General features: G+C 51.2%; 12 protein-coding genes. 5 read left to right on the top strand and 7 right to left on the bottom strand.

The features are described 5' to 3' along the window. Positions 1-398: 398 nt before the first annotated feature. Positions 399-1,445, bottom strand: coding sequence for a D-TA family PLP-dependent enzyme (locus F4Y39_08755; protein ID MYC13801.1), 1,047 nt, complete (start codon positions 1,443-1,445; stop codon positions 399-401). A 276-nt stretch (positions 1,446-1,721) separates the two neighbouring features. Here F4Y39_08755 and F4Y39_08750 point away from each other — a divergent pair, with 276 nt between their 5' ends. Then, entirely contained in the window at positions 1,722-2,801 is a 1,080-nt protein-coding gene (locus F4Y39_08750; protein ID MYC13800.1) for a Gfo/Idh/MocA family oxidoreductase, read from the top strand. On the opposite strand, the gene F4Y39_08745 is transcribed toward F4Y39_08750, so the two are convergent. The 6 genes from F4Y39_08745 to F4Y39_08720 form a co-directional block, all read right to left on the bottom strand. Then, positions 2,798-4,117 (bottom strand): metallophosphoesterase family protein, encoded by a 1,320-nt coding sequence (locus F4Y39_08745; protein MYC13799.1) that lies wholly within the window; start codon positions 4,115-4,117, stop codon positions 2,798-2,800. The genes F4Y39_08750 and F4Y39_08745 overlap by 4 nt on opposite strands. Positions 4,118-4,146: 29 nt before the next feature. Continuing rightward, a complete protein-coding gene (locus F4Y39_08740; protein ID MYC13798.1) occupies positions 4,147-5,463 on the bottom strand; it encodes a metallophosphoesterase family protein in 1,317 nt (438 codons plus the stop codon). Between the two features lie 28 nt (positions 5,464-5,491). Continuing rightward, positions 5,492-6,805 (bottom strand): metallophosphoesterase family protein, encoded by a 1,314-nt coding sequence (locus tag F4Y39_08735; GenBank protein ID MYC13797.1) that lies wholly within the window; start codon positions 6,803-6,805, stop codon positions 5,492-5,494. A 91-nt stretch (positions 6,806-6,896) separates the two neighbouring features. After that, complete coding sequence (locus F4Y39_08730; GenBank protein MYC13796.1) at positions 6,897-7,646, bottom strand: phytanoyl-CoA dioxygenase family protein; 750 nt, start codon at positions 7,644-7,646, stop codon at positions 6,897-6,899. Positions 7,647-7,730: 84 nt separating this feature from the next. Then, on the bottom strand, positions 7,731-10,112 hold the full coding sequence (locus tag F4Y39_08725; GenBank protein MYC13795.1) for an FtsX-like permease family protein: 2,382 nt from the start codon (positions 10,110-10,112) through the stop codon (positions 7,731-7,733). A 294-nt stretch (positions 10,113-10,406) separates the two neighbouring features. Continuing rightward, positions 10,407-11,768, bottom strand: coding sequence for an adenosine deaminase (locus F4Y39_08720; GenBank protein MYC13794.1), 1,362 nt, complete (start codon positions 11,766-11,768; stop codon positions 10,407-10,409). A gap of 187 nt (positions 11,769-11,955) precedes the next feature. On the opposite strand from F4Y39_08720, the gene F4Y39_08715 reads away from it, so the two are divergent. The 4 genes from F4Y39_08715 to F4Y39_08700 all read left to right on the top strand — a co-directional run bounded on the left by F4Y39_08715 (position 11,956) and on the right by F4Y39_08700 (position 16,041). Continuing rightward, a complete protein-coding gene (locus F4Y39_08715; GenBank protein MYC13793.1) occupies positions 11,956-12,186 on the top strand; it encodes a hypothetical protein in 231 nt (76 codons plus the stop codon). A 167-nt stretch (positions 12,187-12,353) separates the two neighbouring features. Next, complete coding sequence (locus F4Y39_08710; GenBank protein MYC13792.1) at positions 12,354-13,481, top strand: peptidase M19; 1,128 nt, start codon at positions 12,354-12,356, stop codon at positions 13,479-13,481. Beyond that, entirely contained in the window at positions 13,441-14,568 is a 1,128-nt protein-coding gene (locus tag F4Y39_08705) for a peptidase M19 (protein MYC13791.1), read from the top strand. The genes F4Y39_08710 and F4Y39_08705 overlap by 41 nt, the downstream gene beginning before the upstream one ends. Positions 14,569-14,580: 12 nt before the next feature. Next, a complete protein-coding gene (locus F4Y39_08700; GenBank protein ID MYC13790.1) occupies positions 14,581-16,041 on the top strand; it encodes an arylsulfatase in 1,461 nt (486 codons plus the stop codon). Positions 16,042-16,103 lie beyond the last annotated feature (62 nt).

Raw genomic sequence — 16,103 nt, 5'->3', positions numbered from 1 at the left:
TTTCACCATCGCCAATCGCGCCAAACATTTTGTAGTTCACGGCTTTGTTTTCGCGCAAGATGGCGACTGTGCCATTGTCTAATACGATGATGTCGGCATCATTTGGCTGGATATTTTCATTCGTTTTTTCGATATGATACAGGGCTGCGCCGCCGTCACCGGGGATGTAAAAGCCCGCGGTTTCTACCCAGTCACCTTCGCGGATTTCGGGCGAGGATCTCATAGCTTGAACGGTGGCGTAGCGCGTTATGGTTGCACTGTTTGTTGTGTTCACGGCGATCTCCTGAGACAATGCACGCTGTGTAAGAACAAGGCCACTGATACCAATGCCAGCGATTGCTTTGCGTCTGGATAATTTATGTGTTTGTTTGGACATGATTTTTTGGAATGTCAAATTTTTACTGTACTTTTCCGCGCCCGGCAACTTTCCATACGTGTTCTACATTGCCATTTCGCACGGCATAGACTTCGTCGTGGAGGTTGGTGGTCATGCCCTGATGCAGGGGAATGACGGAGAGGCGGTCGCCTACGGTGAAAATGCGGTTGCATTCTGAGATATCGACGTGGCCGTGTTCGACAGACATGCCGTAGATTTTGGCATTGGGGTGTTCGACGATGTATCCATAAGGGGTGGGGGCATAACTGGTGAATGTTTTTTGCCCGCCATCGATGATGACGCGGTCGGGTGCAGGTGTGCTGACGATGGTGACTATCATGCGTTCGGCACAGGTGATGGGGTTGGGGGGGTTGTTTTCGCGGTTGATGCGGCGCAGACCTTCAAAGACGTAGGATCCAATACGGGTTTCAGTGCAGCCAATGGCTTTGGAAACTTCGGCAGAGCCCGTGCCACCTCCGCTGATGGTGTTGACCGCGATGCCCGCGCTTTGAAGCAGGTCGCGCGTTTGGTCGATGAAGGCTTTGGCGCGTTCGTGACTGGGATAGGTCATGATGCCCTGGAACTGAAGGCCGGGCATGTTTGTAATTTTTTGCGCGAGTTCAAGCGCGGCTTTGGGCGATTGTACGCCGCAGCGATTGCCTCCGGTGTCGCATTCGATGAGGATGTTGATGGTGACATCGTTTTCTGTTGCGCCATCGGATAGACCACGCACGGTGATTTCCGAATCGACAGCGACGGTCATGGTTGCGCTTTTGCACAGTTCGGCAAGGCGTTTGACTTTGATGGGTCCTACAATATTATAGGGGATGAGGATGTCGGGAATACCGGCTTCAACCATAGCTTCGGCTTCGCCTACTTTCTGGCAGACAATGCCAATGGCTCCCGCAGCGAGTTGCATTTTGGCGATTTCGGGGATTTTGTGGGTTTTGGTGTGTACGCGAAGGGGAATGTCGAATTTGTCGCATGCCTCTTGCGTTTCTCGAATATTTTTTTCGAGGACATCGAGGTCGATGGTGAGCGCTGGTGTGTCGAGGTCGTGTATGGTCATGGCAATATCTGTTATTAAAAGGTGAGAGATGGTGCTGTGCGGGGATAGGCAATGTACGTTGGTCAGGGAAGGACGTCAAGCGGTTGTAAATATGTTTAATCTTATCTATAGCGAAAAAGGTCTGCGTTGACAATGTGCAGGTCGTTTTGTTATTTGAGAGGAGGTCTCACACAGAGACACAAAGACACAAGGGGTTAGGTGGTCGGGCGGGCTGATAGCTGACTGCTGACCGCTTGGGGGGTTGGGGCTGAATGCTAATTTAACTGAGGAGGCAAAATGGCAGATAAATTGAAGGTGGGTATTGTCGGGGTGGGAGGTATTGCGCGGACGCACATTCCGGGTTGGCAAGCTTCAGAACACGCCGAATTGGTGGCCGGAAGCGATATTAGCGAAGATGTGTTGAATACATGGGGAGAACAATACGGGATCAAAAAACTGTATGTGAATCCGGAAGATTTGTTTGCCGATCCAGAGATCGATATTGTGGATGTGTGTACACCAAATAATTATCACGCGCCACTATCTATCGGCGCGCTGGATGCGGGCAAACATGTGATTTGTGAAAAACCACTGGCACCCAGCCCCCAATTGGTGAAAGATATGATTGCTGCACGCGACCGGTCGGGCAAGTTGTTGATGTGCGCGCAGTCGTCGCGGTTTTCCGGGTCATCTCTGGCGATGAAGAAGGAATTGGAAACGGGGGTTTTGGGCAATGTGTATCACGCGCGATGCTGGATGTTGCGGCGGTCAGGGGTGCCCGCGCGCCCGGGTTTTATTATGAAAAAGCACAGCGGCGGCGGGCCGTGTATCGATATTGGCGTTCACGTTTTAGATTTGACTCTGTGGTTGATGGGCAATCCCAATCCCGTAGCTGTGACGGGTGTGGCGAAGGCGGAGTTGGCACATCAAGAGGGCGCTTTTAGTACGATGGGACGCAGTGGTGGTGCGATTCCCAAAGAATTTGATGTGGAGGATTTTGCTGCGGCTTTTGTGCGGTTTGAAAATGGGGCTTCGCTTATTCTGGAGACGAGTTGGATGTTGCATCAGGGTCCCCCGTCAGAACGGCAGATATGGCTTTACGGTACGAAGGGCGGGGCACACTTGCCGAGTTGTGAGATTTATTATTCGGATTCCAAGACACAGCAACATCAGAAATACGCATTGCAAGATACGGGAGATATCGCCAAAGCGCACGCGCTGGAATGCATGACGTTTGCCAGGGCGATAGCAGAGGGTAAACCGTCACCAGTACCGGCCGAGCAGTCGCTTCAGGTGATGGCGATTTTGGATGGGATTTATCGCAGTGAGGAGGAAGGGTGTGAGGTGGATATAGCGGGAGATGCAACCGTTGATTAATAAACTTTATCGTCTTTGTTTTTCTTTTTAAGGGTATTTTCCCAACGGCGTTCGGGGGATTGGGGTGCGCGATCGATGAGTTTGTTGGGTTTGCCCATCTGTTTGACCAGATCAAAGGCATCGTAGAGTTCGCCTACAGCGGTCATTGCGCGGTAGTGCAAGGTGTCGTCTGAGACAGTGATGATTTGATAAAGCTGTGTGTTTTCCCCACCGCGCGTCATCCAGCGATCTTTTCTGAGTTTGAGTTGTTTGGGACCGCTGACCGATACGACGTACACGGTACCTTTGGTTGAGTCGCGCACGGTTACGCCGTTGCCAATGTTGTTCCCTCTGGCATACGTGTGATTGTGACCTTGAAGCACCAGATCGACAGCGTATTTGTCAAAGATGGGTTTCCACGCTTCGCGCTGGTCTTTATTGGCGAGACCTCCAGATGCCGCATAGACCGGATGATGGAATGTGACAAAGGTCCATTTATTGGGGTTGTTTTTGAGCACTTGTTCCAACCAGGGAGCCTGTTCTTTGTGGCGTTCATTGGAATTGAGCGAGATGATGCGTGCGCCCTGATAGTCCGTGTAATAGGTGGTTTCCGCAAAGCCTTCGGGACCATTTTCGGGCAGGGTGAATTGCGGACGCCATAGAACAGATAGGCGACGTTTGCTCACATCTTGATAGTTAGAGTATTCGTGATTCCCTGGTGAAGGAATGCTGGGGATTTTTGCATGGATCCAGTTACCAGATTCAAACCACTCATGCCAGTCGCTGTCCCTGTTGGCATTGTTGACGAGGTCGCCTGCGTGGATGATGAAATCGGCGTGGGGTGCGTCGAGCACCGCGGTTCGGATAGTGCGCGCCCAAAGAGCGAGCAGGTTGTTTTGTGCATCGCCAAGGTAGATGAAGGTGAATTCATCCGGTTCGGCAGAGGCCGTGCGAAATTGATACCAGGAACTCCAGATTTTATCGCTGCCCACGCGATAGGCATAGAGGGTGTTGGGTTTGAGACCCTTGAATGTGACCGAATGGAAATGGGCGGCAAGTCTATTGCGTTTCCACTTTTCTGTGCGCGCTGTCTCGTTTCTGGCCCATGTGGTAAAATTGGCCGAGGCATTGGCTTCTGCGATTTGTCCTTCTGCCTGTGAGATGCTCGTGTCGGTGCGCCAGGTGACGGATGCTGTGGTGGTGGGATCTCCCGACCAGGTGAGTACTATGCGGTCGGGGATTTTCTTAGGCGCGCGATCTACGGCTGCACGGTGATATTCATTTGCATAAGCCGGGGCTGTGAATAGGAGCAGAAGGGTGAGAGAAATCAGGCGCATGGGGTTCTTTGGGTGAAAATTTTGATTGATTAATAAACTTTATCGTCTTTGTTTTTCTTTTTCAGAGTATTTTTTGTTCGGCGTTCGGGAGTTTGAGGGACGCGATCAATGAGTTTGTTGGGTCTGTCCATCTGTTTGACCAGATCAAAAGCGTCGTAGAGTTCGCCCACTGCGGTCATTGCGCGGTAGTGCAAGGTGTCACCCGAGACAGTGATGATTTGATAAAGCTGTGTGTTTTCCCCACCGCGCGTCACCCAGGGGTCTTTTTTGAGTCTGTATTGTTTGGGACCGCTGACCGATACGACATAAACTGTGCCTTTGGTCGTGTCGCGCACGGTTGCGCCGCTGCCGATGTTATTCCCTCGTGCATACGTGTGGTTGTGTCCTTGAAGTACCAGATCGACGGCGTATTTGTCAAAGATGGGTTTCCAGGCTTCGCGCTGGTCTTTATTGGCGCGGCCTCCCGCCGAAAAGATGGGGTGATGGAATGTGACAAAGGTCCATTTATTGGGGTTGTTTTCGAGCACTTGTTCCAACCATGGGACCTGTTCTTTGTGGCGTACATTGGAATTGAGCGAGATGATGCGCGCATCCTGATAGTCTGTGTAATAGGTGGTTTCTGTAAAGCCCTCGGGACCATTTTCTGGCAGGGTGAATTGCGGACGCCATAGAACAGATAGGCGACGTTTGCTCACATCTTGATAGTTAGAGTATTCGTGATTCCCTGGTGAAGGAATGCTGGGGATTTTTGCATGGATCCAGTTACCAGATTCAAACCACTCATGCCAGTCGCTGTCCCTGTTGGCATTGTTGACGAGGTCGCCTGCGTGGATGATGAAATCGGCGTGGGGTGCGTCGAGCACCGCGGTTCGGATAGTGCGCGCCCAAAGAGCGAGCAGGTTGTTTTGTGCATCGCCAAGGTAGATGAAGGTGAATTCATCCGGTTCGGCAGAGGCCGTGCGAAATTGATACCAGGAACTCCAGATTTTATCGCTGCCCACGCGATAGGCATAGAGGGTGTTGGGTTTGAGACCCTTGAATGTGACCGAATGGAAATGGGCGGCAAGTCTATTGCGTTTCCATTTTTCAGTGCGCGCTGTTTCGTTTCTGGCCCATGTGGTAAAATTGGCCGAGGCATTGGCTTCTGCGATCTGTCCTTCGGCCTGTGAGATGCTCGTGTCGGTGCGCCATGTGACCGATGCTGTGGTGGTGGGGTCTTCCGACCAGGTGATTACAATGTGGTCGGGGATTTTTTTAGGCGCGCGATCTACGGCAGCACGGTGATATTCGTTTGCATAAGCAGGGATTGTGAACTGGAGCAGCAAGGTGAGACAGATTAGACGCATAGGGTTCTCTAAGTGATTTAAAATACCACTAATAAACTTTGTCGTCTTTGTCTTTCTTTTCAAGGGTATTTTCCCAACGGCGTTCGGGAGATTGAGGCGCGCGATCGATGAGTTTGTTGGGTTTGCCCATCTGTTTGACCAGATCAAAAGCGTCGTAGAGTTCACCCACTGCGGTCATTGCGCGGTAGCTCAGGGTGTCACCCGAGACAGTGATGACCTGGTAAAGCTGTGTGTTTTCCGCACCGCGCGTCATCCAGCGGTCTTTTCTGAGTTTGTATTGTTTGGGACCGCTGACCGATACGACATAAACTGTGCCTTTGGTTGAGTCGCGCACGGTTACGCCGTTGCCGATGTTATTCCCTCTGGCATACGAGTGGTCGTGCCCCTGGAGCACCAGATCGACGGCGTATTTGTCAAAGATGGGTTTCCACGCTTCGCGCAGGTCTTTATTGTCGCGACCTTCAGACGCCGAATAGACGGGATGATGGAATGTGACAAAGGTCCATTTATTCGGGTTATCTTTGAGTACTTGTTCCAACCAGGATGCCTGTTCTTCACGACCTTCATTGGAATTGAGGGAGATGATGCGTGCACCCTGATAGTCTGTGTAATAGGTCGTTTCCGTAAAGCCCTCTGGCCCATTTTCTGGCAGGGTGAAATGCGGACGCCATAGAACAGATAGATGGCGTTTGTCTCCATTTTTATAGTATTCGTGATTCCCCGGCGTAGAAATGCTGGGGATTTTTGCATGGATCCAGTCGCCAGATTCAAACCATTCCTCCCATTCGCTGTCCCTGTTGGCGCGATTGACGAGGTCGCCTGCGTGGAGAATAAAATCTGCATGGGGCGCGTCGAGCACTGCGGTCCGGATGGTGCGCGCCCACAGAGCGAGCAGGTTGTTTTGTGCATCGCCAAAATAGATGAAGGTGAATTCATCAGGTTCGGCTGAGGCCGTGCGAAATTGATACCAGGAGCTCCAGATATCGCCACTGCCCACGCGATAGGCATAGAGGGTATTGGGTTTGAGACCCTTGAATGTGACCGAATGGAAATGTGCAGTATTTCCATTGTGTTCCCATTTTTCAGTGCGCGCGTTTTTGCTCCAGGACCATGTGGTAAAATTGGCCGAGGCATTGGCTTTTGCGATCTGTCCTTCGGCTTGTGTGATGCTCGTGTCGGTGCGCCATGTGACCGATGCTGTGGTGGTGGGGTTTTCCGACCAGTTGAGTACAATGCGGTCGGGAATTTGCGAGGGAAGAGAATCTACGGCAGCACGGTAATGCTCGTTTGCATAAGCCGGGACTGTGAATAGGGTCAGAAGGATGAGATAGATCAGGCGCATGGTGGTCTCCTGGTGAGGATGTGGGAACGATGTTTCTCTTACAAAGATATACAATGCGTTCCAAATTAAAAAGGCGAAACGCAACTTTTATTCAATCAATTTCAAGAGAGATTTCGTTGTTGAGTTGTTCGCGTTCGGAGCGAGAATCGGTTGTGGCATAGTGGAGGATGAGCGCTTTGCGCCATGTGTTTGTGTGATTTGTTTCGCTGTGGTGCAGAGTGCAGCCGTGGTGAAATATGACAGATCCTGCTGGCACGGGACAGGCGACGGATTCGGGGAGATCGATCTTTCTCGTATCGGGTATGTGATGCACGGGGCGGTCCGGGTCATGGGTGATGTCGAAGATGCCGTGTCTGTGTGAGCCGGGTACATAACGCATACAGCCATTGGTATCTGTGGCCTCGTCTAAGGCAATCCAGGCGGTGATGAGACCATTGATGGGTTGTACGCGAAAATAGCTCTGGTCCTGGTGCGCTGGTTTCGCCTGACCACCCGGCGGTTTGAGCAGCATCTGGTCGCGAAAAACGCGAATGCGCGGTCCGATTAAGCTGTGCACGAGTGCGAGTAATTTGGGGTGTTTGGCAATGGGGTGATAGGTGGGGTCAAAGCGCACGACAAATGCGAGAACGCGCACACTGTGATTTTGCGCTTCCGGATTTGATTTGTCTGTTACGGTATTGCCTTCAAGGCCAATTGAGATGCCTTCGGGTGCGCGATCCGGGTCGGCTATAATCTCGTCGGTGCGATGTATGACGTCGGTGAGTTCTTCTTTTTCAAAGAGGTTTTTTACGACGAGATAGCCGTGGGTATCGTAAAATGTTTTCATACCGGGTTCAAACACAGTGTTCTCCTTTGATGCGGAAAATACGGTTTTGAATCCAGTATGTCAAGCATGTGGATTGGGGGCAGACTATCACTTCTGCTATTACTCATACCGCAAGGCTTCCACGGGATTCGCTCGTGCAGCTTTGATGGCTTGATAACTGACGGTCAGAAGCGCGATGAACAGGGCGATGAGGCCACTCAGGATAAATGTGCCGATGCTTAGGTTGATGCGGTAAGCGAAGCTCTGGAGCCACTGGTTCATCGCGTAGTATGCAATCGGCCAGGCGACGAGATTGGCGATGAGGACGAGTTTGAGAAAGTCTTTGGAGAGTAAGCATACAATGCCTGATACAGAGGCTCCGAGTATTTTGCGAATGCCGATTTCTTTGGTGCGCTGTTGGGTGGTAAACGCAGCCAGACCAAAGAGGCCGAGGCAGGCGATGAGGATGGCGAGGCCGGAAAAGATTTGGAAGACGTGGGACATTTGTTGTTCGCGATTGTAGAGTCTGGCGTAATCCTGGTCTAAGAATGTGTAGCTGAACGGCTGATTTGGTGCGAGCTTTTTCCAGGTTTCTTCAACCGCAGAAATGGCTTCTGCGACGTTGCCGGGGTGGAGGCGAATGGCGAGGTACATTGGGGATCGGTGCAGATAGGGCAGGACGAGTGGTTCAATTTCCTGTTTGAGAGAGCCGATGTGAAAATCGGATACCACACCGATAATTGTCCCTTCGATTCCGCTGCCTCTTTTGAGTTTTTTCCCAAGTGCGGTTTGCCACCCCAGGGCTTTGACAGCGGATTGGTTGACGAGAAATGCAGAGACATCTGTTGCATGTTCTGCGGGAGAAAAGTTACGACCTTCTACAATTTCTATATTCAATGCCTCGACGTATTTTTCATCTGCCAATGTGTATGTGAGAGATGTTTTTTCATAATTTGCCGGTTGTTCGGGAACGAAGAGCATAGAATCAAAATCACGCCCTGGTATGCCCGTATTGAGTGAGGCTGTAGCTATCTGCGGCAGCGTTTCAAATTGGTCTCTGAATGTCATGGCTTGTCTGGGGGAGGTCATGGTACGCGGTATTCCCTGAAGAATGAGGACGTGTTCTTTGTCAAATCCGAGGTGTTTATTTTGTGCGAAATGAATCTGGTCGCGAACGACGAGGGTGCCGACCAGGAGGCTGATGGAAATGCAAAACTGTGCGATGACCAGTCCATTGCGAAGATAGGCTTTGCCCGATGATATATATCCTTTGAGTGCTGTAACAGGCCAGAATGAGGAGAGATAAAGTGCGGGATACATGCCGGCTGAAAGACCGACGGCGATGATGAGAGCGAATAATCCAATGAGCACATGGGGCGCGACCAGGCTGCCCATTGTGAGGTGTTTGTTCGCAAGGCTGTTGAGGAGTGGCAGTCCCAATTCGCACATACCAATTGCCAGAATACTTGAGAAGGCGACGCAGATGGTGGATTCGGAGAAGAATTGGCGGATGAGTTGCGAGCGATGAGAGCCGAGTACTTTTCGAACGCCGACTTCGCGGGCGCGGGTTGATGAACGCGCTGTGGAGAGGTTGACGAAGTTAATGCAGGCGAGTAGCAGGACAAAAATTGCGATGAGTGAAAAGATATAGACATACATGATATTGCTATTTGCAGTGATTTCATATTTGAGGTTCGAATATAGATGGATGTCTGTGAGGGGTTGAATGAGGTAGTTGGTGTGGTAGCCGGGCATGGGTGGCATTTTGCTCAAGATGTGTTCGCGAACATAAGCCGTAAATTTGGTTTGCAATTCAGAGGCAGATGCCCCGTCTTTTAACACGAGGTACGTATAAACAGTGGCCGATCCCCAGGCTGATTTTCTACGCTCGATAATGGGGAGTGTTTCGAGGGGGGCGAGAAAGTCGAAGTGAAAGTGGGACTGGGGTGGAAATTCTTTGACCACGCCCGTGACCTGGAGCGATGTACCATCGTTGAGTTCAAGAGTTTGCCCCATTGGATCGCGATTGGGAAAGTAACGCTGCGCGCTTTGTTCGGTGAGAATGACGGCGTTGGGAGAATTGAGTGCTGTTGCGGAATCTCCCGCGATGAAGGGGATGGTAAAGACATCGAAAAAGCTGCTTTCTGCGTAGTAGAAATTTTTTTCGATGACATAATTGGATTCTCGATGAAAGGTTTGGCTTTCTCGTCTCAATCGCGTGCTGTGAACGACCTCTGGAAATTGTTCTTTCAGGGTTTCAGATATGGGTACCGATACATAGGGAATGGTCCATTCGTTGTCGCCGTATCGGCCGTCCCACAAAACGCGATAGATTTGATTGGCATTTTTGTGAAATCTATCGTAGCTCAGTTCGTCCTGTACAAAGAGCATGATCAACATGCAGCACGCAATACCAACGGCGAGTCCAGAGATGTTGACAAAAGAATAGACTTTGTGACGCAAGAGTGTGCGGATGGCGACGGTGATGTGATTTTTGAACATGGTTCCTCCTGTTGAAATATAAGATAGGCTATCAAGTGTTATTTTTTAATAGCAATAACCGTGCCAAAAGTTTTTTGTGTATATTTTTCAACAGGTTAAGTAAAAATAGGAAATTGGCATTCCCACATAAGTGTCCGATAATGATACAGTGGTGTCCGTTTTCGGACACTTGGTACACAAATAATCTATGCCTTGAAACTGAACTATTTAGGAGGATAGCTCCAAATTATTTCAACTATTTTGGAGTAAGTTCCAAAATGGTACACTTTTTTCGGCGTTTAAGAATTGATTTGTCTAACTGTCAGATCTGTGGTGGTGGCGCAGGCTTCCCAGTTGAAACCGGCGGGGATCGCCGAGGCGTTTGTCCAGAGCTTCTGGTGTCCAGTTGGTGTGGGTGAGTGCCCAGTCGATTTCGCTGGCGAGCGGGCTGTCGAAGATGCCGGGGTCGTCTGCGCCGATGACGAGGTTGACATTTGATTTGAGGAATGTGTGGATGGGGTGATGAGCGGGATCGGGCACGCCGCCTATGCGGAGATTGGAGGTGGGGCACGTTTCGATGACTGTGCCGAGTTTTGTGAGGTGGTTGAGAACAAATTGCTGGCGGTTGCGGATTTCTTCGAGGCGTTGGGGATTATATGGGCGCTCGACTATTTCTTCGGGTGTTCGATTTTTCAGGGTTTGTCGTTCGGTTTGGAGTGCGCTGGCGTTCACTTCGATATCGAAGGCCAAAAGTTCAGAGGCGTGCGTGAGATCGTAGGCGATCTGGTCGAGGCGTTCGCTAACCCGTTCTTTGGTGTGTGCATCGGGGCGGCGCGCAATCGCGACTGCCGGGTCGAGGCCGAGCGCCGTGGCATGGCCCAATCGCCTGGCGCCCATTTCGGCGGCTTCGTGACACCAGCGTATCGCGCTTTCGAGGGATTTGTCGAAATAGCTTTCGCCCACATGATAGGTGATTTCGAGGGCGCGTTCGGGGCGTTGCTGGTTGTCTATGTGTACATGTTGGAAGAGTGCGCGGTTGTCTTTGGGGGGGTAGCCTTCTTCTATATCGGCAAAGTCAATGCCGACGATGGTGGGTATGAGTTCGGGGTTTTCATCTATGAGTTTTTGCACCCATTCGTAGTCTTGCTGCGCGGTCTGGCGGCGCAGAGTGACGATGTAGCGCGCGGTTGTGTTGTTTTGCGATGCGTTTGAGAGAATTTGGGCGTTTGTGCGGTGAAAGTCGATGAATCCCTCTCGCGTTTCCCCACCGCCGCTGCAACGGTATTCGATAAAGGTGATACCTTCTTTGCGATGCCGGTCATGTGCTTTGAAAAACGCCTTGATCAGGAGTTCCTGTCTTTCGGGCGGATGCCTCAAAAGGCTGCTGATGAGGTTGAATTTGGCTTTAAACCGGCCAAAGTCGCCCCCATCTTTTTCGGTGTAGATGTAGTGTTCTTTAAATTTGGCAAGTCCCACGGTTGGATTGGAGATGGCATCGCGATAGAGTGCGATGGGATCCGGGCGAATGCCATAAGCTTCTTCGTAGGCGTCGGTAAAGAGCGTCCAGTCAATGTCTTCGTAAAGGTCTTTGCCGAGTTCTATGAGGTCTTCGGCGGTCAAGCATCCGCCGGGATGGACATGGAGTTCGCAAGTTTTAGCTAAGTGGAGTGGAGACATGTATTATTCCTTTGGATGCGTGCGTTTTGAGCCTGTTGCATCTAAAAAAGTTAAGAGAATTTATAGAGTGAGACAAGCCCCTATTTGCAAAATAAAAAATGTCTCAAATTAGGCAATTCACCGCTTGACGCGGCTTATTATTTATGATATTTTATGAAGTGAAATAATCGCGTAAATGGAGGCTTACATGACCGCACAGTTGTTGATTTTTATCGCTGCAATGATTTATCTGTGTTGGGTATCCGTTCGGTATTGGAAACGTCGCAATCGCAAAGATGGTCCGTTTATTGAAGTGGTTGAAGATAAGCCCGTGAGTAAGCCGTATAGACAGAGACGTGTGCAAAAGAAAAAAGAATCCGATGCCGACCGCGAGTGGCGCAAGCGCGTGCAGGACGAAATTGAAGATATGACAAAATAAAGTCGAGGGTCGAAAGCCATTTGTTCACGACAAGCGCGGTCTCTTGACGCACTACAAGAAAAAACCCCCATCCAATTAAGATGGGGTTTTTATTTGTACTTGCACTTAAGCGATTTGCGTGCTACGTTACTCGTGAGCGAGCAACTCTTTGAATTGGGATATTGGATATGCGCGAATATTTAATTATTGATGGACATCTCGATATGGCGTTTAATGCACTGTTTTATCGCCGGGATCTCACGCAGTCTGTATATGTGTTGCGCGAGCGCGAAGACAGTATGGTGGGGGGATTGTCAAACCATCCAGATTCGCTGGAGAAACGCCTGGGGCCACAGCCCAAACGGTTTACGCCAACTGTTTGTTTGCCCGAGATGCGAAAAGGGCGCGTGGGGATTATGCTTTCGACCATTATGTGTCGCGTGCAAAATCCACAGGATAATACGCACAATGCGGTGCGCACACAGGATGTGGCTTATGCGAGAGGCCAATCTCATCTGGCGTATTATCGGGCGCTGGAACGGTGTGGCGAAATTCGGTTTATCAAGTCTGTTGCAGATCTCAATGCCTGTGTTTCTGACTGGGAGAACCCATCGGACGATACGCCCGTGGGGCTTATTTTGTCGATGGAAAGTGCCGATCCGATTCTGGGGCCCGATCAGGTGGGCGAATGGTATGAAGCGGGACTGCGCTCTGTATCTTTGACGCATTTTGGTGCCAATACGTATGGGCATGGCACGGGTACGGTGGGCGGGCTATATCCACCGGCTTACGCGCTGATGGACGCGCTGTCTGAGACCGATATTGCGCTGGATCTGACGCATGCGGCCGATCTTACCTTCTGGCATATTCTCGATTATTGGAAGGGGCCAGTGCATGCGAGCCATTGCAATTGTCGCGCATTGGTGCCGGGGCAGCGGCATTTGTCAGATGATATGATCCGCGCGATTACAGACCGGGGGGGTGTAATTGGGATGGTTTTTGCCGAGCAGATGCTGTCTCCTGCCTGGAATTGGGACGATCCGAGTACGCATTATACCACGGCAACCCGACCGATGAAGGCGGTGCTCGAACACATCGATCACATCTGCGAACTGACAGGTAGCACAGATCACGTGGCTTATGGCACAGATCTGGACGGTGGATTTGGTCTGGAGCTTTCGCCCACAGATTATCATACGATTGACGATTTGCAGCGGTTTCTAAATCTGATGCGCGATCACGGCTATGGAGAAGACGACGTGAAGGGGTTTGCGCATGGGAATTTGGTTCGGTTTTTTAATACAGCCTGGGGATGACATGTCCGATCATACTTACTTTATTTTCGATAGCCACTTAGACCTCGCTTTTTGCGCTATTCAGGTCAATCGCGATCTCACGCAACCCGCGGCAACTGTGCGGGTACACGATTCGGAACTGACTACGCGCAGTTTTGGGTCGTGTACAACCACGTTTCCCGAGTTGCACAAGGGGCGTGTGGGGATTGTGTTTGGCACGGTGATGTCGCGTATTGATACCAATGATCGCTGGACGCGTACGGGGATGTGGGATCAGACGCAGTGTTACGGTGTCGGGATGGGGCATTACGCCTTTTATAAGGCAATGGAGCGACGGGGAATTATCCGACAGATTCACACAGTTGAGGATCTGGACACGTGTGTTGCGGCGTGGGCACAGCCTGCGGCAGATACCCCTATCGGGTTGGTGCTGGCGATGGAAAGTGCCGATCCGATTCTCGATCCCGATCAGGTGTCCGAATGGCGCGATTTGGGCTTGAAAATGGTGAGTATTTCGCATTATGGCGTGAGTTCTTATTGCCACGGAACAGGGACGGAAGGGGGATTGCTGGATCGGGGCAGGCCATTGCTCGACGCGCTCAAAGCCGCGGGAATTATTGTGGATATGACACATACGACTGATCAGGCATTCTGGGAAATTCTCGATTATTACGATGGGCCGGTGGCTGCAAGCCATCACAATTGTCGGGCACTGACGCCGGGGCAAAGACAGTTGACAGATGATATGATCCGCGCAATTGTAGAACGCGGCGGAGTTATTGGCGCGGCTTTTGATGCGTGGATGCTCGATCCAGAGTGGAAGCGGGGCGTGCCGTGTTATGAGCAGACCACAGAGGCGACGCTCGAGACTGTGGTTGATCACATCGATCATGTGTGTCAGCTTGCTGGCAATGCGAATCATTCAGGCATTGGGACGGATCTGGATGGGGGGTATGGCCAGGAACAGTCGCCGCGAGATTTAAATACAATTGCCGATTTGCAGAATCTGGTGCCTGTTTTTGAACGGCGCGGATATTCAGAAGAGGATATTCAAAAGGTGTTGTCGGGAAATTGGGTGCGGTTGTTGAAGTCGGTGTGGAAAAGGTGAGAGGATACAAAAATGTCAGAGCGACCAAATTTGCTGTTGATTACAACAGATCAACAGCGCGGAGATTGCCTCGGGTGTGATGGGCATCCGGCGCTGGAGACGCCGTATCTCGACGAATTGGCCGAGCGGGGGGCGCATTTCCCCCACGCATATACATCGGTTCCGTCGTGTACGCCTGCACGCGCGGGGATTATCACGGGGATGGATCAATGGAATCACGGGCGGTTGACAATGACGGGGAGCCATCCGCTGGAATATCCGGCGACATTGCCGGGGGAACTTGCAGCAGCGGGATATCACACGCAGGCTGTGGGTAAGATGCATCATGCCCCGCAGCGCAGGTTGTATGGTTTTCACCACATGGTGCTGGATGAAAGTGGCCGGCGGGCGGGAAATTTTATCAGCGATTATCATCTGTTTTTTGATCAGCACAAGGAAGGTGCTTACGGGTATCGGGATCACAGTATCGATTGGAATTCATGGATGGCGCGGCCCAGTCATTTGCCCGAGCATTTGCATCCGACGCACTGGACGGCGAGCGAGGGGATTAAATTTTTGCAGCAGCGCGATCCGACCAAACCGTTTTTTATGTGGCTTTCATTTGCGCGGCCTCATTCGCCTTATGATGCGCCCCAGGCGTATTGGGATATGTATATCGACAATGACAATATCCCCAAAGCCGCTGTGGGAGACTGGGCTGCGGAGTTCGACAAAAAAATCGCGGATGTCAATGCACCGCGTTCGCACCGTTCCGATGCCGAAACGCATAGGGGGCGGGCGGGATATTACGGCAATATCACGTTTATCGATCACCAGATTGGGCGCGTGCTGTACGAGTTGCGCCATCGGGACCCACAAGCATACAGCAATACCCTGATTATTTTTACATCTGATCACGGCGATATGATGGGCGACCACCACCACTGGCGGAAGACGTATGCATACGAAGGGTCTGCACGCATTCCGTTTATCGTGAAGTATCCCGATACATGGCGGGATGTGGAGCGAGGGATGAAGTACGATCATCCGGTGGAGTTGCGCGATGTGATGCCCACATTGCTCGATGCTGCCGAGGTCGATATACCGGCGTCTGTGGATGGGCGGTCTCTTCTGGATATTGCGCGAGGAGATGACGAGGGATGGCGTGCGTTTGTGCAGGGCGAGCATACGACGTGTTATACAAGAGAACACGGCATGCAATATGTGACCGATGGGCACGAGAAGTATATCTGGTTTCATCACACGGGAGAAGAACAATTTTTTAATCTGGATGACGATCCATTGGAATGCTGCGAGTTGTCCAAAGACCCGGCGTATGAAACGCGCATTGCGATGTGGCGCAGGCGATTGGCAGAGGTGAATGAAAATCGGGGCGATCCGAGGGGACAAAATGGGGAACTCGTGCCGCAGCCCGATGGCGCGTTGAGTCTGTCGCCAAATTATCAGAAATGGAAAGAAGCCGCATTAAAATAAAGCACGAATAGACGAATAGACGAATAGACGAATAGACGAATAGACGAATGGTAATATATACT

Source organism: Gemmatimonadota bacterium, assembly GCA_009838845.1.
Taxonomy (GTDB): domain Bacteria; phylum Latescibacterota; class UBA2968; order UBA2968; family UBA2968; genus VXRD01.
The sequence above is the reverse complement of the archived record's forward strand: the minus strand, read 5'-3'. Positions and strand labels throughout refer to the sequence as shown.

Excerpts from the sequence above, each read along its gene's own strand:
- F4Y39_08740 (MYC13798.1), bottom strand. The coding sequence starts at position 5,463 with ATGCGTCTAATCTGTCTCACCTTGCTGCTCCAGTTCACAATCCCTGCT.
- F4Y39_08735 (MYC13797.1), bottom strand. The coding sequence starts at position 6,805 with ATGCGCCTGATCTATCTCATCCTTCTGACCCTATTCACAGTCCCGGCT.
- F4Y39_08755 (MYC13801.1), bottom strand. The coding sequence starts at position 1,445 with ATGACCATACACGACCTCGACACACCAGCGCTCACCATCGACCTCGAT.
- F4Y39_08710 (MYC13792.1), top strand. The coding sequence starts at position 12,354 with ATGCGCGAATATTTAATTATTGATGGACATCTCGATATGGCGTTTAAT.
- F4Y39_08705 (MYC13791.1), top strand. The coding sequence starts at position 13,441 with ATGGGAATTTGGTTCGGTTTTTTAATACAGCCTGGGGATGACATGTCC.
- F4Y39_08720 (MYC13794.1), bottom strand. The coding sequence starts at position 11,768 with ATGTCTCCACTCCACTTAGCTAAAACTTGCGAACTCCATGTCCATCCC.
- F4Y39_08700 (MYC13790.1), top strand. The coding sequence starts at position 14,581 with ATGTCAGAGCGACCAAATTTGCTGTTGATTACAACAGATCAACAGCGC.
- F4Y39_08725 (MYC13795.1), bottom strand. The coding sequence starts at position 10,112 with ATGTTCAAAAATCACATCACCGTCGCCATCCGCACACTCTTGCGTCAC.
- F4Y39_08750 (MYC13800.1), top strand. The coding sequence starts at position 1,722 with ATGGCAGATAAATTGAAGGTGGGTATTGTCGGGGTGGGAGGTATTGCG.
- F4Y39_08715 (MYC13793.1), top strand. The coding sequence starts at position 11,956 with ATGACCGCACAGTTGTTGATTTTTATCGCTGCAATGATTTATCTGTGT.
- F4Y39_08745 (MYC13799.1), bottom strand. The coding sequence starts at position 4,117 with ATGCGCCTGATTTCTCTCACCCTTCTGCTCCTATTCACAGCCCCGGCT.